Annotated in this window: 19 protein-coding genes; 13 read left to right on the forward strand and 6 right to left on the reverse strand. The window is 51.3% G+C overall.

The window, feature by feature from the left end; all coding sequences use genetic code 11:
* Window positions 1-5: 5 nt before the first annotated feature.
* The 3 genes from betA to ddlA all read left to right on the forward strand — a co-directional run bounded on the left by betA (window position 6) and on the right by ddlA (window position 3,888).
* Window positions 6-1,685: a choline dehydrogenase gene (betA, locus tag JK211_RS02350; protein WP_212707132.1), complete on the forward strand. Its 1,680-nt coding sequence runs from the start codon at window positions 6-8 to the stop codon at window positions 1,683-1,685.
* Window positions 1,686-1,994: 309 nt separating this feature from the next.
* Complete coding sequence (locus JK211_RS02355; protein ID WP_212707068.1) at window positions 1,995-2,669, forward strand: Fe2+-dependent dioxygenase; 675 nt, start codon at window positions 1,995-1,997, stop codon at window positions 2,667-2,669.
* Between the two features lie 118 nt (window positions 2,670-2,787).
* The gene (gene ddlA, locus JK211_RS02360; protein ID WP_212707069.1) at window positions 2,788-3,888 is read left to right on the forward strand and encodes a D-alanine--D-alanine ligase; all 1,101 of its coding nucleotides are present in this window, start codon (window positions 2,788-2,790) and stop codon (window positions 3,886-3,888) included.
* A 24-nt stretch (window positions 3,889-3,912) separates the two neighbouring features.
* Here ddlA and JK211_RS02365 read toward each other — a convergent pair whose 3' ends face one another.
* Complete coding sequence (locus JK211_RS02365; RefSeq protein WP_212707070.1) at window positions 3,913-5,310, reverse strand: GGDEF domain-containing protein; 1,398 nt, start codon at window positions 5,308-5,310, stop codon at window positions 3,913-3,915.
* A 339-nt stretch (window positions 5,311-5,649) separates the two neighbouring features.
* Entirely contained in the window at window positions 5,650-6,447 is a 798-nt protein-coding gene (locus JK211_RS02370) for a 5'-nucleotidase, lipoprotein e(P4) family (protein WP_212707133.1), read from the reverse strand.
* A gap of 111 nt (window positions 6,448-6,558) precedes the next feature.
* Between JK211_RS02370 and JK211_RS02375 the strand changes: the two genes are divergently transcribed.
* Entirely contained in the window at window positions 6,559-7,305 is a 747-nt protein-coding gene (locus tag JK211_RS02375; protein WP_212707071.1) for a polyphenol oxidase family protein, read from the forward strand.
* Between the two features lie 175 nt (window positions 7,306-7,480).
* Here JK211_RS02375 and rlmG read toward each other — a convergent pair whose 3' ends face one another.
* Window positions 7,481-8,605, reverse strand: coding sequence for a 23S rRNA (guanine(1835)-N(2))-methyltransferase RlmG (gene rlmG / locus JK211_RS02380; protein WP_212707072.1), 1,125 nt, complete (start codon window positions 8,603-8,605; stop codon window positions 7,481-7,483).
* A gap of 125 nt (window positions 8,606-8,730) precedes the next feature.
* Entirely contained in the window at window positions 8,731-10,419 is a 1,689-nt protein-coding gene (locus JK211_RS02385) for a chloride channel protein (RefSeq protein ID WP_343876899.1), read from the reverse strand.
* Between the two features lie 343 nt (window positions 10,420-10,762).
* Between JK211_RS02385 and JK211_RS02390 the strand changes: the two genes are divergently transcribed.
* The 8 genes from JK211_RS02390 to JK211_RS02425 all read left to right on the forward strand — a co-directional run bounded on the left by JK211_RS02390 (window position 10,763) and on the right by JK211_RS02425 (window position 17,040).
* Complete coding sequence (locus JK211_RS02390; protein WP_212707135.1) at window positions 10,763-11,725, forward strand: TerC family protein; 963 nt, start codon at window positions 10,763-10,765, stop codon at window positions 11,723-11,725.
* Window positions 11,726-11,970: 245 nt separating this feature from the next.
* Entirely contained in the window at window positions 11,971-13,215 is a 1,245-nt protein-coding gene (gene sstT, locus JK211_RS02395; RefSeq protein WP_212707073.1) for a serine/threonine transporter SstT, read from the forward strand.
* 387 nt (window positions 13,216-13,602) lie between these two features.
* Window positions 13,603-14,274 (forward strand): DedA family protein, encoded by a 672-nt coding sequence (locus tag JK211_RS02400; protein ID WP_212707074.1) that lies wholly within the window; start codon window positions 13,603-13,605, stop codon window positions 14,272-14,274.
* On the forward strand, window positions 14,274-14,594 hold the full coding sequence (gene mzrA, locus JK211_RS02405; RefSeq protein WP_212707075.1) for an EnvZ/OmpR regulon moderator MzrA: 321 nt from the start codon (window positions 14,274-14,276) through the stop codon (window positions 14,592-14,594). The genes JK211_RS02400 and mzrA overlap by 1 nt, the downstream gene beginning before the upstream one ends.
* 350 nt (window positions 14,595-14,944) lie before the next feature.
* A complete protein-coding gene (locus JK211_RS02410) occupies window positions 14,945-15,250 on the forward strand; it encodes a YqjD family protein (protein WP_212707076.1) in 306 nt (101 codons plus the stop codon).
* Between the two features lie 2 nt (window positions 15,251-15,252).
* The gene (locus JK211_RS02415; protein WP_212707077.1) at window positions 15,253-15,648 is read left to right on the forward strand and encodes a phage holin family protein; all 396 of its coding nucleotides are present in this window, start codon (window positions 15,253-15,255) and stop codon (window positions 15,646-15,648) included.
* Entirely contained in the window at window positions 15,648-15,932 is a 285-nt protein-coding gene (locus JK211_RS02420; protein ID WP_212707078.1) for a YqjK-like family protein, read from the forward strand. The genes JK211_RS02415 and JK211_RS02420 overlap by 1 nt, the downstream gene beginning before the upstream one ends.
* 127 nt (window positions 15,933-16,059) lie before the next feature.
* On the forward strand, window positions 16,060-17,040 hold the full coding sequence (locus JK211_RS02425) for a glutathione S-transferase family protein (RefSeq protein ID WP_212707079.1): 981 nt from the start codon (window positions 16,060-16,062) through the stop codon (window positions 17,038-17,040).
* Window positions 17,041-17,075: 35 nt separating this feature from the next.
* Here the strand turns inward: JK211_RS02425 and JK211_RS02430 are convergent, their stop codons facing one another.
* Complete coding sequence (locus tag JK211_RS02430; protein WP_212707080.1) at window positions 17,076-17,990, reverse strand: LysR family transcriptional regulator; 915 nt, start codon at window positions 17,988-17,990, stop codon at window positions 17,076-17,078.
* Window positions 17,991-18,096: 106 nt separating this feature from the next.
* On the opposite strand from JK211_RS02430, the gene JK211_RS02435 reads away from it, so the two are divergent.
* Complete coding sequence (locus JK211_RS02435) at window positions 18,097-18,813, forward strand: pirin family protein (RefSeq protein ID WP_212707081.1); 717 nt, start codon at window positions 18,097-18,099, stop codon at window positions 18,811-18,813.
* A gap of 19 nt (window positions 18,814-18,832) precedes the next feature.
* On the opposite strand, the gene dolP is transcribed toward JK211_RS02435, so the two are convergent.
* The gene (dolP, locus tag JK211_RS02440; protein WP_212707082.1) at window positions 18,833-19,405 is read right to left on the reverse strand and encodes a division/outer membrane stress-associated lipid-binding lipoprotein; all 573 of its coding nucleotides are present in this window, start codon (window positions 19,403-19,405) and stop codon (window positions 18,833-18,835) included.
* Window positions 19,406-19,410 lie beyond the last annotated feature (5 nt).

Raw genomic sequence — 19,410 nt, forward strand, 5'->3', positions numbered from 1 at the left:
TAATGATGGAATTTGATTATATTATTATCGGAGCCGGCTCTGCCGGCAACGTCCTGGCGACCCGCCTGACCGAAGACAGTAACGTCAGCGTATTACTGCTGGAAGCCGGCGGTCCTGATTACCGTGCCGATTTCCGCACCCAGATGCCTGCGGCCCTGGCTTACCCTCTGCAGGGGAAACGCTATAACTGGGCCTACGAGACCGAACCAGAGCCACATATGAACAACCGCCGTATGGAATGCGGACGCGGTAAAGGACTGGGCGGTTCGTCGCTGATCAACGGTATGTGTTATATCCGTGGTAATGCCATGGATCTGGATAACTGGGCCAAAGCGCCGGGGCTGGAAAACTGGACCTATGCCGATTGCCTGCCTTATTACCGTAAAGCAGAAACCCGTGATATCGGACCTAATGATTACCATGGCGGTGAGGGTCCGGTCAGTGTCAGCACCCCGAAAGCCGATAAAAACCCGCTGTTTGATGCAATGGTGGAGGCCGGTGTACAGGCAGGTTACCCGCGTACTGATGATCTGAACGGCTACCAGCAGGAAGGCTTCGGCCCGATGGACCGGACCGTCACCAAGAACGGCCGCCGTTCCAGTACCGCACGTGGTTATCTGGACCAGGCAAAATCACGCAGTAACCTGACAATTGTTACTCATGCCACCACCGACCGGATTGTGTTCGAAGGCAAACGGGCTGTCGGTGTCGAGTATTTACAGGGCAACAACAGTACGCCGGTCAAAGCCACTGCCCGTAAAGAAGTGCTGCTGTCAGCAGGTGCTATTGCTTCACCGCAGATTTTACAGCGTTCCGGGGTTGGCCCGGCATCCTTATTGCAGAAATTTTCAATCCCGCTGGTACATGATTTACCGGGAGTCGGTGAGAATTTACAGGATCACCTGGAAATGTATCTGCAATACGAATGTAAAGAACCGGTCTCACTTTATCCGGCGCTGAAATGGTGGAACCAGCCGAAAATTGGTGCTGAATGGATGTTTAATGGTACAGGTATCGGTGCCAGTAACCAGTTTGAGGCCGGTGGTTTTATCCGAAGCCGCAAAGAATTTGACTGGCCGAATATTCAGTATCACTTTCTGCCGGTAGCGATTAATTATAATGGTACCAATGCGATTGAAGCACACGGGTTCCAGTGCCATGTCGGGTCAATGCGTTCCCCAAGTCGTGGCCGTGTACAGCTGAAATCACGCGACCCGCATCAGCACCCGTCAATTCTGTTTAACTATATGGCCCATAAACAGGACTGGCAGGAATTCCGTGACTGTATCCGCCTGACGCGGGAGATTATCAATCAGCCGGCGCTGGATAAATATCGCGGGAAAGAACTGAGTCCGGGCATGGACTGCCAGAGTGATGAACAGCTGGATGAATTTGTCCGTAATCATGCAGAAACGGCTTATCACCCTTGCGGTACCTGTAAAATGGGTAACGACGAGATGGCAGTTGTCGACGCTGAAGGGCGGGTTCACGGACTGCAGGGACTTCGGGTCGTGGATGCCTCTATTATGCCGGAAATTATCACCGGTAACCTGAATGCCACCACCATCATGATTGGCGAAAAAATGGCCGACATTATTCGTGGTCGCCAGCCATTAGCCCGCAGCACCGCGCCTTATTATGTTGCCGGTGATGCACCGGTTCGTACCGAGCCGCTTCGCAAATAACTCCATGTTTTAAAATGGATTACTGCCTGTAATACTCAGACCCGCGGGCCGGAAATAATTTATCCGGCCCGCACCTTTCAGATTTTACCGTTATCCTGCGCTCTGTCCCCTGACAGCTCTCCGGAACCTGCCCATGATGTTGTTCAGGCTGGTAGTAACTTTGTAACAAAACAATAATACGAATGAACATGATAACAATTGTCATTACAATAACTGGCTAGCCAGCGGCCTGATGATGGTTCAGACATCAGCCTGCTGCCCTGCTCACACCGCAGCTATTCTGCGGCCTTCTCTCTGGGATATATCACTATGATGAAAAAAATTACCGGTCTGCTGAGCAAGCAGGAAGTCGCACTGATGCAGGAAAAATTATCCGCCTGTCACTGGATAGATGGCCGGGTAACGACCGGGGCTCAGGGTTCGCAGGTGAAAGCCAATCAGCAGGTGGATACGGGCAGTGCCGAGTGGCAGGAGCTGCAACAGTATTTACTGACCAGACTGAACAGCCACCCGCAATTTTTTTCGGCAACGCTGCCGGTCAATATCTCCAGCCCGCTGTTTAACCGTTATACTGACGGCGGCACCTACGGTTTTCATGTGGATGGTGCTGTCAGGCGTGAAGGTAACGACTGGCTGAGAACTGATATTTCCGCCACCCTGTTTTTGTCTGAACCGGACAGCTATCAGGGCGGAGAGCTGATTATCCGTGATACTTATGGGCAGCACAGCGTGAAACTGCCCGCCGGTGATATGATCCTCTACCCTTCCAGTAGCCTGCATTGCGTTACACCGGTCACTGAGGGCGAGCGACTGGCGTCATTCATGTGGATCCAGTCAATGATCCGTGACGATAAAAAGCGCGCAATGCTGATTTCTCTGGACGAAAATATCCAGACCCTGAATCAACAACCACAGTCTGCTGATGTCAGTATGTCACTGCTTAACCTCTACCATAATCTGCTGCGGGAATGGAGTGGCCAGTAAACAGCCACCCGCAACGGATAAAGGCCGTTAACTGCCGGTCCGGCAGTGGCGGAGGCTGTTGTCACTATCCTCTGCATGTTATGTTGTTACTTTGTTCCAGGTGATCAGGCAGACCAGAATGACAAAACAACGGGTAGGAATTATTTTTGGCGGCAAATCCGCCGAGCATCAGGTATCTCTGCAATCCGCGAAGAATATTATTGATGCAATTGATAAAACAAAATTTGAAGTTGTGCTTCTGGGAATAGATAAGCAGGGACACTGGCAGATTAATCAGCAGTCTGATTTTCTGCTTAATGCCCATGATCCGCAGCATATTGCGCTGAATAAGTCGGCTCAGCAGATAGCTCTGATCCCCGGTCAGGCGCAACAGCAACTGATAGAACACCGTCAGGCGACACCGGTGCCGCAGGTCGATGTTATCTTCCCTATTGTCCACGGCACGCTCGGTGAAGACGGTTCATTACAGGGACTGTTGCGTATGGCAAACCTGCCATTCGTCGGCTCCGGAGTCCTCGGTTCTGCCGTCAGTATGGATAAAGACGTCACGAAGCGTCTGTTACGCGATGCCGGCCTGCAGGTAGCACCTTTTATCAGTCTGGCCTCTTCAGAACTGGAAAAATTCAGCCCGGCGCAAGCCATCGGGACACTCGGACTGCCGCTGTTTGTCAAACCGGCAAACCAGGGCTCATCAGTCGGCGTCAGTAAAGTACATACGGCTGATGAACTGCTGCCCGCATTGCATGACGCTTTCCGCTATGACCGTAAGGTGCTTATCGAAACGGCGATTACCGGCCGTGAGATTGAATGTGCTGTATTAGGTAATGATCATCCGCAAGCCAGTCACTGCGGCGAAATCGTTCTCAGCGATGAGTTCTATTCCTATCAGACCAAATACATTAACGAAAAGGGCGCACAGGTGGTCGTGCCAGCAGAGCTGGACCCAGGCACAGAACAACATATCCGCCAGGTGGCATTACAGGCTTTCCGGGCACTGGAATGTTGCGGTATGGCGCGGGTCGATGTCTTCCTGACCGCGGATAATCAGGTCATTATTAACGAAGTTAATACACTGCCGGGCTTTACCAATATCAGTATGTATCCAAAACTCTGGCATGCCAGTGGTCTGGGATACAGTGAACTGATCACCCGACTGATCGGGCTGGCCTGCGAACGCCATCAGCAAGACCAGCAGATGATGGCTGCCTTCGATCACTAAACGCCGTGTAGCACCCGCCCGCCACTATACCGTCCGGGCGGGTGATATCCGGTTGCGGCCATTGCGTTTTGAAACATACAAATTGCGGTCAGCAATACTTAGCAGCCGGTTCATTACCGGTATCCAGCTTTGATCATCCGCGCCGGCTATGTCGCGGGCAACCCCGATACTGACGGATACCGGCACGGCTTTTCCCTGAATAATACAGGGCGTATCCGCCACAGTACGGCGGATATTTTCGGCGAAACCGTATAATTGCTCAGTATCAGCGTCAAATAATACGATAGCAAACTCTTCTCCGCCAAAACGGGAAACCCTGTGCCGGGAACCGGTCAATACCACCAGCCGCTGGCTTATTTCCTGTAATACACGGTCACCTTCATCATGGCCATAGGTGTCATTAATAGATTTAAAAAAATCGATATCCAGCAGAATCAGTCCCATAGCTCTGTCTGCCGACAAAGGCTCACGACTGAGGCTGTCAAATAACCCGGCACGGGACAGTAACCGGGTCAGGAAATCGTAATTCGCCCGCACAGATAGCTGCTGATTCAGCGACCGGACAGACTCCATCCCCACAGCAACCATATACGGTGTTAATGCCAGTGCAGCAATTCCCAGCCTGACGGAAATCAATGCGGGTATTTCTGACGGCAAAAATCCGGAACCGGTACTGATGAGATCCGTATAAATTAATACGATTTCGGTCATCCCGATAATGCAGGTAATCAGACAGGTAGCCGTTACCGGCAGTACCAACGCGCACCAGATCAAACCGGGCAGAGGCAACGGCAGGCTGCCCGGGCCTCCGGAGATCACCGCAAAGAGCAGCAGGACGGTAACAGCAATTACCGGAAAAACAGACGTCAGACGTAACCGGGCGGTGCTTTTGCTGCCGATACTTAAAAATAGCGGCAGTAATAATAATCCGGTCGAGAACTGTTCACTGCTCCATTCTCCGATGACGTTTAACAGACCGGCAGTGCTGTCACAGGACGGAGAAATAAATGCCCACCAGCTGCCGGAGAGTATTGCCGACAGCAGACAGACGGGAAAAATAAGCATCACACTGCGGATATTCTCTTTACCGGCCTCAGGTGTCATCAGCCTGCTCAGCAGAATACTGGTCACACTAATAAAAATAAGATTAGCCAGATTAATTGCGAATGCCTGCACACCCTGGCCGGACATATACAGGTCATAAACCACCATTCCGCTGTAACAAAACAGGTAATTCAGCGGAGTATTCAAAAATGGCTTACGAATAAATAACCCGGTGATTACCGCATTTGTCACCCAGAACAGAGAAAGTGCCTGCGGCAAGCGCAGATAACTGTTTATGACCGCCAGTACCGCACTTAAGCACAGCAGCAAAATGCCATTGCGGATAATTGTTTTTTCGCTAAAAATCCGGACCACCATTACTTAATACTCCGCACTGCTTGTTCAGGCGTCAGTCACATAAGTGAACGTTATCATTCCGTATCAGGACAGGTCAGACAGGTACCATACCGGAAGGCTGAAATATAGCGGGTAGCTCAGAAAAAATAACTTTCCTGAGTGAATTATTTATTCCTGAATGTTGATTTCGCGGGTAATCACGGCCTGTGATTATTTCCGGTAATTACGCGCTGATATTTCAGCGCGTACAGATGGTCCTTATTCATAACCGCGCGTATTCTGACAAAATAGCGGCAAATAACAAACAACAATTAATAAAATTAATGTCATTAAATGCGATAGCCGGTCAGTGAGCGCGGATTACTGGCCGTTCCAGGCCCGTAAATTCTGTTCTCTGACCTGTATTTTCTGCTGAGCAGATAACTGGTTGTAGCCGTCGGCCAGACCACTCTCCCAGTCGCCGTATTGCGGATTCGGCAGAATAATGAACTTCGTTCCGAACAGGGCATGATTATTGCTGACAAATTCACGGCGCTGAGCGTTATCTTTATGCCAGCTGGCTCCGCCAAAATCATTCAGGTTATCACCAATATACAAAACAACATTGGCCCCTGATTGCCGAATCTCATCAAAACGCGCCTGCTTATTAGAGGTGGTCGTACTCAGACGAAGGGTATTGTTACTGACCCCGGGGAAACCTAATGCGGTCAGGTTATCCACAGTGGCCTGATAATCTTTCTGATCCCGGTTCGATACGTAGAACACCGTACCGCCGTGACTGTCAACATAACGGGCAAATTCGACTGCCCCCGGTACTGCCCGTGCCTGCCGCGCCCGTGTCCAGGCAGACCAGCTGGCATCTGTGAAGGGCTGATCATTCTTTGCCTGCCAGGCCTGGTAGGCGCTATTATCCAGCATTGTTTCATCCAGATCGACAATCACCGCGCCGGGTTTTCCGCTTTCAGAGACTGCATTATCAAACGCCTGAGTCGCGACATTAAATGCCTGCCATGTCAGCGCCTGATATTCCCCGGACTGCTGAGTCCAGTTGATGGCTGCCACTGTCTGGTCATTGAGCCGCTGTTGCGCATTTTCGGCACAACCGGTCAGACCAAGAATGAAGACGGCAGGTAATGCCATAAGCCAGCGTTTTTGCATCATATATCCTCTGGTTAAATCAGATTTATCAGTAGTTGACCCCAGGATAACTATCGCAGTATCGTCATCCTGAATGCAACTCCGGAAGCCACTTCGACACAGGAAACAGCAATGTCCCGTTCTGCTGCTGCCGTTACCCGCTCGCCTTTACTTGACTCACTCGGCTGGGTCAGCCACCAGTTTATGCCGGCAGGTATCCGCCCCCCGGCAGATGCTGCTTACGGGATTCAGCGCCATAGCGCCACCGTACTCTGTGCAGAAGATAATTTCCCGCCACAGCAAGTGGTCTCAGACGGTCTGATCAGTCGTGGCCGGCAGCCGGCAGCCGTATATACCGCAGACTGCTTACCGGTACTGATTGCCTCACCGCAGACCCGTCAGGTAGCGGCAGTGCATGCTGGTCTGAAAGGCACGCTGGCCGGTATACTGCAACAAGCTGTCCGGCGGCTGTGCGATAAAGGGGCCAGTAGCAGCAGCCTGTATATAGCCATCGGTCCGGCAATCGGCCCCTGTTGCTATCAGCTTGGACGGCCGGTGTTAACAGAGATAGAACAATGCTGCGGGTTTTCCGGCCCCTGTTATGACTATCCCGGGGATAACCCGCGGGCCGTCCGGCCCTGTGCCCCGCAAAGCTACCCCGCTGTCTGGCTGGATTTACCGGCACTGGCCAGCCAGATACTGGCCTGCGAAGGTGTCCCGCCGGAACAAATCGATAATCTGCACTGTTGCACTTATTGTATGGCAGAAGACGGTGCCAGTTTCCGGCGAAATACTCACACCGGCGAAGGCTACCAGCTGCGTTTTTCATGGATAGCCAATAATACAGCTCCGCAGGCCGCGGAGACTCAAGGCCAATAGTCTGATTGACGGAGGGTAAACACAGGATAAACATCATTGCGCGGGAGCGGTTGGCCGGTCATCATCCGGCCGGAGGACAGACCGTGTTGGGTCCGGCATTATCTGAGCGCCCTGCACCGCCTGTGGACTTCTGCAGCGATACCCACTGGCGATGCAGGGGCGCGGAAATAACAGCTTAGCGCAGCTTAACAGACCTCAATACCACAAATTTACTGTTGGAAGCCACCAGCTGGCAGTTGCCGAACAGCTTTTTCAGTTTACGCTGATGGTCGAGGTGACGGTTAGCCACTACCCGGAACTCCCCTCCGTGTTGCAGACAACGGAAAGCGTCGCGGAACATTTGCCATGCCACGTGATCTGTCACCGCATTCTGCTGATGAAACGGCGGGTTACAGAGTACAGCCGCATAACTGTCAGCAGAGAATCCGCTCAGAGCATTATTGACCGTGAAATGGCAGCGAGACAAATCTTCAGGCAGATTCTGTTCGATGGTTAACCGGGCAGAAGCTACCGCCATCATTGATTCATCCACAAAATGGATAGCCGCATCAGGGTTATGGGTCAGTGCTGTCAGCCCGATGACTCCGTTACCGCAACCAAGGTCAATAATATCCCCTTCCAGATTACGTGGTAAGTGGCGCATAAAAAAGCGCGCACCAATATCCAGAGACTGGCGGGAGAATACATTGGCATGGTTATGGATAGTGTAAGGGGTCCCCTCCAGCGGCCAGCGCTCAATCAAATCGCGTGCGGTCAGTGTATCAACCGTACGCTGGCTGAAAATTAAACGTGCTTTCTTTTTCGCCAGTGACGTTTTGGTCTCGCCGATGATCCGTTCGAATAATCCGAGGGTTGAGTTATGGATATCTTTAACTTTCGCGCCCCCGATAATCACTGTTTCAGCCGTCAACACCGGACGTAAGGACACCAGCTGGTATTCGAGCAACGCCAGAGTTTTAGGCACCTTAATCAGTACCGCAGCCGGTGTTTCTGTCAGCGCCGTCATGCTGCCGAGAAACGTGACCTGACTCTCATCAAGCTGGTTTTCGGCAAGGTTGATTTGCGTCGCCTGCTGACTGTTCAGAGAATCACTGATATGCCATACCCGGCGTCCTGACTGTAACAGGGCGCAGGTCAGCGCACCGAAGTTATCGTTGAATACCGCCACCGGGCCCGGCGGTAATTCCTGCTGTAACAGATATTCATCTGCCGCATCCCAGGCCTGTAAAGCATTATCGTCGCCGGTTCTCGGAAAACGATGCAGGGTAAGTGAAAAATCACTCAGTTCGAATTGGCTCATGATATCTCCGGCACAGGTCTGGGGGTAACGCAGAAAAGGGGCGCAGTATACTGGCTTTACCGGATAAACCCAACCGCAAACACCGTGTTATCGCCACCGTATACCGGCAGCTAGCCTGACCTTTATCAGATAAAAGCGCCAGCTTTACGGATCAGGCTGGTTTTCGTCAGCGCACCAAGAAAGTAACGCTCAGAGTCATCACTCAGCACCGGCAGACGCTCGAGGGTTACCTGTGAGAATGCCTCCCAGCCCTCGCGCAGACTTTTATCCTGACAAATTGTCGGGAAATCGTTATCCATCACAGCCCGGACTGGCGAATCCGTCGTTATTTTCTGGGACAATACGCTGGCGGCAATCTCATGTACCGAAACAACGCCCAGAAAACGTCCGCTTTCGTTAATCACGTAAACATAGCGCTCACGCTTCAGAGAACTGATAGCCAGAGCATCACCGACCGAAGCATCTGGCAATAAAGCAGCCCCCGGAATAATCAGTTCAGCAATGGTGGTGTTATCAAAATCATAACGGGCTTCAGCACGGTTAAAATGGGTAGAGATTAACGGATAAGTCACTGCCGACTGTAACCGGTACGCCACCATCGTCGCCAGTACCGTGGAGATCATCAACGGGAATAGCAAGCTGCTGTTCAGGGTCATTTCCAGTACCATCAGCATCGCCATCAGCGGCGCCTGGCTGATGGCGGCAAGTACCGCGGCCATGCCCATGGCCGCATACAGCCAGCCCTGCTGACTGGCGATGCCCCAGTGTGTGGCCAACAGACTGAACATGGCACCGACTAACGCCCCGATCAGCAAGGAAGGGGTAAACATGCCCCCCACCGCCGAAGATCCCGCTGAACAACAGGTGGCCAGCAGTTTCAGAACCAGTAACATTAATAGCCCCGGAAACAGGTAATGACCACTGAAAATATTGATAATCACTTCATAGCCATTGCCCAGAATATCCGTGGAGCAGATAGCCAGCAGCCCGACAGCGACGCCGCCGGCACCAAGCCGTAATGGCAGACTGCGGATACGGGAAAATTGTTTTTTACTGTAACCCGCAAGAGTAATAAAACCGGCGCCGGTCAGCCCGCACACCAGGCCGATAACAATCACCATCAGGATACTGCTTACACTGACATCAAACCTGACATCTGCCAGCGGGTAGAGCGCAGAGCGATAGCCAAGCAACCACATGGTCATCACCGATGTACCGGAGGCTATCACCAGCGGAATCAGTCGCTGTAATGCCGAAATACCAAAAGCAACCTCGGCCACAAAAATAGCCGATGCCAGCGGCGCATGATATACGGAGGCCAGTCCGGCAGCCGCAGCCATAGCAACAACATCCCCATTTTTCAGGTAAATACGCACCGGCAGGCAACGGGCTATGATACTGCCGCATAACGCTGATAGCTGTACCATCGGCCCCTCTTTTCCGATGGAAGCACCACTGGCAATACTGGCTATTGAAGAAAAGGCGCGAAATAATGAAGTCCGGGTCGGTACCGCGTCCAGCCTGGCATTGAGAACCGCCAGGTAATCGGTACTGACTCTTTGTTTTTTTTCCAGAGCCACCGCATAGCGCAGGAAAAAACCGGCAACCACCCCGCCAGCGCCGACAATCACCGGCCAGAGAAACCATGGCCAGACATGCATTGCCTGCGTGATATCGTCAGTGGTACCAAACAGTAAGCGGTTCAGCCACTCAATGGTATGGCGAAACCCCAGAGTCACCATCGCACCGGCGCATCCGACGGGTATCGCAATCAGCAACGTTGTCCAGCTAAGGACGAATTTACCTTCCTTCACTACAAATCCTGCACACAGGGGGAGAGGCAGTCATCATAAAACTGTCAGCCTCTGCTGGCAATTAATCGCCTTTCCTGTACAGAGCGCGCGCGCACCATCATATTTCAAAATATGTCATACCCTGTATTGCATTTATTACCATTCCGTTTCAGGATAGCGGCAGCAAAGGGGAGTAACTTATAAGCCGGATGATCGTCATTACGTTGTGTATACAACCGGTCACCGGGCAACCAGAAAACATTCTGCGTTGTAAGTGAGACCTTGCCGGAAGGTAAGGTTTGCTTGCAGCGAAAAGGCGGCTGATATCTTCTGATCTCAGCCGTTTTTTTGTAAGGGCAGAATGATGCATAGTATAGGTAATCCGTTTCTCTGGAGTTGTTTCACCGTCATCGTCGTTATTATGCTGGTTATCGACCTTCGGCTGCAGGGCAGCCGTGGCAGTGCAGGGATGTCATTTAAACAGGCCGCATGCTGGTCTGTCGTATGGGTACTGGTTTCCCTGCTGTTCAGTGCCGTACTCTGGGGATACTTACGTACGACTGTCAGTCCTGATATTGCCTCTTCTCAAACGCTGGCCTTTATCACTGGTTATCTGCTGGAAAAAGCACTGGCCGTCGATAATGTTTTCGTCTGGCTGATGTTATTCAGTTATTTTTCTATACCGGCCAGCCTCCGGCAGCGGGTGCTGGTATACGGAGTACTGGGTGCGATAGTACTGCGGACCGCCATGATTTTTGCCGGCAGCTGGCTGGTGAATGAATTCAGCTGGATCCTCTGCCTGTTCGGTGCTTTTCTGGTATTCACCGGCATAAAAATGGCCATCCCGGAAAAAAGTGCCGCCGGCAGTTCAGCTGAAAAACCGCTGGTTAGCTGGCTGAGCCGCCATCTGCGGGTTACCGAAACACTGCAGGGAGAACGCTTTTTTGTGCGCAGGCAGGGTGTGCTGCGGGCTACCCCTTTATTGTTAGTGTTGATCATGGTCGAATTAAGTGATGTGATCTTTGCCGTTGACAGTATTCCGGCCATCTTTGCCGTGACAACTGATCCGTTTATCGTTCTGACATCAAATCTGTTTGCCATACTGGGCCTGCGGGCGATGTATTTTATGCTGTCCGGTATTGCCGAGCGATTTTCATTACTCAAATACGGACTGGCTCTGATCTTGTTATTTATCGGCGTAAAAATGCTGCTGATGGAAATCGTTCATATTCCCGTCACCGTATCCCTGACCGTGATAGCCACCATTCTGCTGCTGACGCTGCTACTCAACCATTGGGTCAATTGCCGGACATCACAAAAGCCATAACAGGACAATATCCCGCAGGGGGGCAGCCATTCCCCTGCAAAAATTATAACTTTCGTCGCCATGCGATATATTAATAAAAATAATGACACTATTCGCGTATTTTACGCTACCGGGTATTCAGACACCGTGAATTTGTGCTTTATTCTGCAGATCTTTTACTTATACTTGCGCGGGCAAACGTCATTTATTCCGAATTAACAAACCACGGAAAAATGATAACATCCTGATAACTAAGTAAATATTATATGACTACAAAAAAGAATAGTTTTTTCAACTGGCTGAAGTCCGGTAATCTTATCGGCCAGATTATTGCGGGTCTGTTAGCCGGTATTTTGCTGGCGATGGTCTCTAAAGATGCCGCTAATGCTGTCGGACTGTTAGGAGAGCTCTTCGTTCATGCTCTGAAAGCGGTTGCCCCTGTGCTGGTGCTGGTGCTGGTGGTCTCCTCGATTGCCAGCCATCGTCATGGTCAGCAGTCAAGTCTCCGGCCGATTATCGTTATGTATCTGCTCAGCGTTTTTTGTGCCTCAGTTGTCGCCGTTGTCGCCAGCTACCACTTCCCGCAATTTATTACCTTGTCACATGCTCATCAGGGAGCCATTCCGCCACGGGGCATTTCCGCCATTTTGCATAGCCTGCTGCTCAGTATGGTGGTTAACCCGCTGGATGCACTGCTGAATGCAAATTATATTGGTATCCTGGTGTGGGGAATTGGTCTGGGGCTGGCGTTTCGCCATAGTAGCGATACCACCCGTCTGATGCTCACTGATTTGTCGTCAGCCATTGGCTGGCTGGTACGCAAAGTCATCCGCTGTGCGCCATTAGGTATTTTTGGTCTGGTGGCATCAATTCTTGCCAGCAGCGGATTCTCAGCCCTGTGGAATTACGCCTCGCTACTGTCATTACTGCTCGGCTGTATGCTGATGATGGCGCTGGTAGTTAACCCGGTGCTGGTCTTCTGGAAAATCCGTCGCAACCCTTACCCGCTGGTCTTTTTGTGCCTGCGGGAAAGCGGAGTAACCGCCTTCTTTACCCGCAGTTCGGCGGCAAATATTCCGGTCAATATGGGCATAGCAAAACGCCTCGGCCTGGATGAAGATACCTACTCCGTATCCATTCCCCTCGGCGCCAATATCAGTATGGCAGGTGCATCAATCACCATTACGGTACTGACGCTTGCCGCCGTACATACCCTGAATATTCCGGTCGATTTTCCGACCGCCATTATGCTGAGCCTGGTCGCATCACTCTGTGCCTGCGGAGCTTCCGGCGTGGCAGGAGGGTCGCTGCTGTTGATCCCGGTCGCATGTAATATGTTTGGTATACCGAATGATACAGCAATGCAGGTAGTGGCTGTCGGCTTCCTGATCAGTGTCCTGCAGGATTCCGCCGAAACGGCCCTGAACTCATCGACTGATATATTATTTACGGCCGCCGTCTGCCAGTCTGAAGCACAAAAAAAAATATTACTGGCTGAACACACCAGATAATATCAGACAGCAGTACAATGATCTCTGACGCGGGGAGAACTTACTGTCATTTTCCCCGCGCCAGAGATGATAAAAAAATGCTATTCCCCGTTCCCTGCCTTCCCTGCTGTCACTTCATGGCCGGTGTGCTTTCCGAAAACCTTATTATGTCAGTCCGTGTAAATATCCTTTTGCAACGGTACCTGCCGGGTAAAACTCTGCGTCAGCATCGTGTTAGCTGTATTGTGAAAACTTATTATTTGTTACACTTACTCTTCCTTTTTTACCCTTCAGCAGGGTAATCACAGGTCGCTGATCAGAAGTTTTAAAGACATTCCGGCAGTTTCTGCGGAATGTATTATCTTTAAGGCTTCTTCCGGGAATGTTAATGATGGTCAGGAACACTTAATGGATACCCTACAAGCCTTACTCCACGCTCTGTGGCAGCAGGATTTTGAAACACTCGCCGATCCTTCCCTGGTCTGGGCTATTTACGGCATTTTGTTTATTATTTTGTTTCTGGAAAACGGTTTGTTACCTGCTGCGTTTTTACCCGGAGACAGTCTGCTGATTCTGGTCGGCGTATTGATTGCTAAAGGTACCATGGACTTTCCTCTGACCCTGTTTATCCTCACCACTGCCGCCAGTCTGGGCTGCTGGGTCAGCTACATTCAGGGCCGATGGCTGGGGAATACGCCGCTGGTACAGAAATGGTTAGCTCATTTACCGGCCCAGTACCATCAACGGGCCCATCGTCTTTTCCACCGCCACGGTTTATCGGCGCTACTGGCCGGACGGTTTATTGCTTTTGTCCGCACTCTGTTACCCACCATTGCCGGTATTTCCGGGCTTAAAAGCGCCCGCTTTCAGTTCTTTAACTGGATAAGTGCATTTCTCTGGGTGCTTATTTTGACAGTCGCCGGCTTCGCTTTAGGTAAAACGCCGCTGTTCCGGAAATACGAAGATCAACTGATGTTCTGTCTGATGCTTCTGCCACTGGTATTACTGGTCTTCGGCCTATTCGGCTCCTTATATATTTTGTGGCGTAAACGTACACAACAAGACCGGAATCCCCGGTAATGCATTCACGTAATGTATTTATCCGTTACCGTCTTGCGGCCTTGCTGGCGATCAGCTGCATCCTGGTTATTACCGGCGTTATTCTTACTTCAGATTTTTTGCAGGAAACACCACAGGTCAGAATTGGCGTTACCTATAAAGGTACCAATCTTCCTGATGGCTTTTTTATTTACCAGCAACTGTCAGCCCGCGGGATCATTATAAAAAGTATTACACCGGAACAGGATATGCTGGTCATTCGTCTCGAAAGCGAAGACCAGCGTCTTGAGGCACAAAAACTCCTCAGGCAGATACTTTCTGATGCCTACACCAGTGTATGAACGGCCGGTCCGGCAACAGATGATTCCGGATCGGCTATTTCATCACCTCCACAACTTTGAACTTTCCAGCAGCTGTATCTATACTCAGATAATCAGATAAAAACAGCCAGATAACTGTCTGTATGCAGGCATTCAGCGCTACTGTCACGGGTGAGGGTAGCACTGAGAAAAACAGTGATGCTGTTATTCCGGGAGCTGCTGAGACTGGCAATCCCGGACGCAGAATAACACCAAACACACAAAAAAAGGTTCAGGGCGACTGGTATTATCGGTTCACAGTGAACAAGGTTACTGAGTCTGTTTTCCCCGCATCTGCGGATTTAACTACTATCTTTCAGAAGGAGTTTCAAATGGCTAATATTCCATCGTCCGAGGATCTGCGTGCTGAACTGGCAACTCTGGCTGATACCCTGGAGGAAGTCCTGAGTGGTGCCAGCGATAAATCAAAAGTTGAAATTGAAAAGCTGCATAAAAAAGCCCGCGCCGCACTCCACAATACCCGTGAAAGCCTCGGTGAGTCCGGACAACATATTGCCAAAACAACCCGCGAGGCGGCACACAAAGCCGATAATTACGTCCACGAAAAACCGTGGCACGGCGTGGGTATCGGTGCTGCTATCGGGGTAGTGTTCGGCATTCTGATTTCACGCCGTTAATTATGGCTACTCACTCGCAGAACGAAGGACCGGCAAAAAGCATTATTACTATCGGTCAGCGAATGGTGACAACCCTTGCCAGTATTGTGGAAACCAGGGTTCGTCTGGCAATTGTCGAGTTAGAGGAGGAAAAAGCTAACCTGATCCAAATGCTGCTGATGGTCGGTTTAACTATGCTTTTTACGGCATTTGGACTGATGAGTCTGATGATCCTCATCATCGTCGCAGTAGGTGCAGAATACCGGCTGATGGCTATCGGTATTACCACCGGGGTACTGTTTGCCCTGGCGCTGATTTTCGGGATCCGGGTATTAGTTAAATCCCGGCAATCAACGTTGTTACGCCATACCCGTAAAGAACTTTCAACTGATCGGGAGCTGCTGGAGGACAGACAGTAATGAGCCGCCGTGATATTGAACGTCGCAGAGACGAATTGCTGGCAGTGATTCAGCAACAACGACTGGACCTTCAGGCCTGTCAACGTGACTGGTGCCAGGCAACCCGCCGCTATGATCAGCTCTGGGTCAGGCTAACGGGCCTGCGTCGTTATATTGCCATTGGCGGCGGGCTGGCTACCCTCTGGTCTTTACGACATCCCGGCTTTGTTGCCCGCTGGGCTAAACGCGGCTTCGGTTTATGGAGCAGTTGGCGAATGATACGTAACAACCTGCCGGGTAAATGATAGCCTGTTTCTCAGCCAGCCTCAGGGCTGGCTGAGCCTTTCACCGGCAACGGTGCGTTATTTATCTCTTTTCTCTCGCAGTTTCCCGCGACACAATAACAGTCTGTTTTACTCTCCGGAGAACATAATGGGAATGCTTACTCAGGGCCAATGGCAGGATGTCTGGTACGACACCAAAGCCAGCGGAGGTAACTTTGTTCGTTCACAATCTCAGTGGCGTCACTGGATCACCCCGCAGGGCGAACCCGGCCCGAGCGGTGACGGCGGATTTCCAGCCGCGAAAAATCGTTACCACCTGTATGTCTCTCTGGCCTGCCCGTGGGCACACCGCACACTGGTTATGCGTCAGCTTAAAGCACTGACGCAGGTTATTTCAGTTTCCGCCGTACATCCTCTGATGCTGGAAAATGGCTGGACCTTCGACCGCAACTTTCCCCATGCAGACGGCGATCCGTTATACGGACTGGAATATTTGTACCAGCTGTACCTGAAAGCTGACCCGCAAGCCACTACCCGAGTGACCGTGCCGGTACTCTGGGATAAATATCGCCAGACCATTGTCAGTAATGAATCTGCCGATATTATGCGAATGCTGAATTCTGCATTCACCGCCTGCGGGGCCAGTGACACGGACTATTATCCGCTATCGCAGCAGAAGCAGATTGATCAGTTAAATGACTGGATTTATTCGCAAATTAATAATGGCGTATACCGTGCCGGGTTTGCCACCACACAGCAGGCCTACGATGATGCAGTCAGTGCTGTATTCGACGGACTGGAGCGTGCTGAGGCAATCCTCGCTGAACGCCGCTACCTGACCGGTAACCAGCTCAGCGAAGCAGACATTCGTCTGTGGACGACACTGATACGGTTTGATGATGTTTATGTCACCCATTTCAAATGTAACCGGAAACGCATCAGTGACTACCCGAACCTCTATGGCTTTCTGCGGGATATTTACCAGCTGCCGGGCATTGCCGACACGGTTAATCTGCCCCATATCTGCCATCATTACTACGCCAGCCACCGGCAGATAAATCCCTCCGGGATCATCCCCGTCGGGCCGGATCATAACTGGTGGTCAGCCCACCATCGGGTTAACCGCTGATCAGGGTTCCCGGCCACAGGCTGTCTGTGGCCGGACTACCATAATGAAGGGGTCTGATATTTTGCCAGCAGCCGCGGGATTTCACGCAATGCCCACGCCTTCGCTTCTCCCATACTGTCACGCCGCCAGGCCATAATAATATTGATCTCATTCCGGTATTCCGGGCTGACCACTTTTAACCGCCCTTCTGCCACATCTTTTTCTATCCATGGCCAGGGCATAGTCGCTACCCCTAGTCCTGCCAGCAATGCTTTACGTTTATCTTCTAATGAACTGACAGTCAGGCGCTGCTGTTTATCCAGTAACTGTACGGTAATGACAGGCCGTTCACGGGCAGTATCCGCTACCGCGATCCCGCGGTATTTTACCCGCGTGACTTCCGAAAGGGGCTCCGGTTCCTGATGAATCGGATGATCAGGACTGGCTACATAGACGCCTGTCATACTGTATAACTTACGGGTATTAATTTCGCTGGAGGTCCGGAAATGCATGGCCGGAGCAATAACAATATCGGCTCTCCCCTGATCCAGCCTTTCCCAGGATCCGGCCAGTACCTCTGTCAGAAGCGAGACCCGGGTATTAGCCTTCTCTGCCAGCCGGTCAACCAGCGGAAACAGATGCTCACAGGGTACCAGTGCTTCGGTAACAATCGTCAGATGAGTTTCCCAGCCACGAGCCAGAGCTTCTGCATCGGTAGTGAGTTTTTCGGCGGCTTCCAGCAGGGCCCGGCCCCGTTCGAGTAACAGTCTGCCGACATTGGTAAATTTGGTGCGATGGCCGGAACGATCAAACAGCACGACATCCAGTTCTTCTTCAAGCTTTTGCATGGTGTAACTGAGAGCCGACGGAACACGGCCCAGTTCATCAGCGGCCGCCGCAAAACTGCCACGACGGTCAATCGCATCCATAACCCGCAGCGCTTCCAGTGTCAGTGCCCGTTCTCTTACCATCAGATTCTCTTTCAGTAAATTTGAATATAGCAGGCAGATTAACTGGCTAACATTCAGCCGTCCAGCCCTTTAAGATAAAAGCACACCATGATTTACAGGAAGAAATATGTTAACTCTCCGGTCAGCAAAAAAATGCGGCACTGCCGATTATGGCTGGCTGAAAGCCAGATACAGTTTCTCCTTCGGCCATTACTTTGACCCGGCGCTGATGGGATTCAGCTACCTGCAGGTACTCAACCAGGAGAGCCTGGCGCCGGGAAGCTCTTTCCAGCCACGCAGCTTTCCGAAAATTGATGTGCTGAATATTATTCTGCAGGGAGAGGCCGAATACCGCAGCAGCGACGGACAAATATCACGGGCCGGGGCAGGAGATGCACTGTTACTTTCTGCCAACGACAACAGTATTTATCAGGAATCTAATCCCTGTCAGCAGCATGCTTTACTCCGCCTGCAACTGTGGCTGAATGCCTGCCCGCAACAAACCGCTCCGCCAGTACAACATCGCTCTCTGGCTTCAGATAAACAGTGGGTTCTGATTGCCTCACCGGAAGGCAGTGATGGCAGCCTGCAACTGCGGCAGAACATCTGGGTACACCAGTTGAATTACCGCCAGGGAGAAAGCCTGCCATTCCGCTTGCAGGGTACCCATTGCTATCTGCAATCCGTATCCGGTGAATTATCACTGCAAGGCAGTAAGCAATCGTTATCCATGGCCTGCGGAGACGGGGCCTTGATCAATGATGAGTCAGAAATTTATATCTCCGCCGTGAGTGACGGAAAATTACTGATTATTGATTGTCTGGAAGAAGCTCAGGCAGCCTGACAGACTGCCTGAGAACCCCTTATTTCAGCAGAGTGAAGGCTGTAGTGACATGTTTAACACCACTCACACGGCTGGCTATATCTGCAGCAGCCTGCCCCTCTTCAGCAGTGACTAATCCCATCAGGAAAACTTCTCCCTGTTCTGTGGTGACTTTTACATTTGAAGATTTCACTTTATCGCTTCCCAGTAACCGGGAACGAATTTTGGTGGTGATCCAGGTATCTTCCGAAGAAGTTCCGAGAGAGGCATTCGGCCCGATACGAATTTCGTTATACACTTCCGATGCACCGTCCACGCCGGCAGTAATCTGTTTCGCTTTGTCTGCCAGCGCCTGTGACGGAGCTTCGCCGGTCAGTAATACTTTGCCCTGATAGGCCATGGCATTAATGTGGGTGTCTGATTTTATCTGTTTATCATTTGACAATGCATTGGCAACGCGGAGTTCTAAGGTGCCGTCATCAACCTGAGTACCCACTGTCCGTGGATCTGTTGCTGATTTAGTCGCTACCGCAGCGCTGCCTATGACGACTGCCGCACAGCCCTGTAACATCAGGGCCGGGATAAAAATCGCGAATACCGGAAGTATTTTCATTAATG

The sequence above is a fragment of the Tatumella sp. JGM130 genome (genome assembly GCF_018257525.1).
Lineage (GTDB): Bacteria > Pseudomonadota > Gammaproteobacteria > Enterobacterales > Enterobacteriaceae > Tatumella > Tatumella punctata.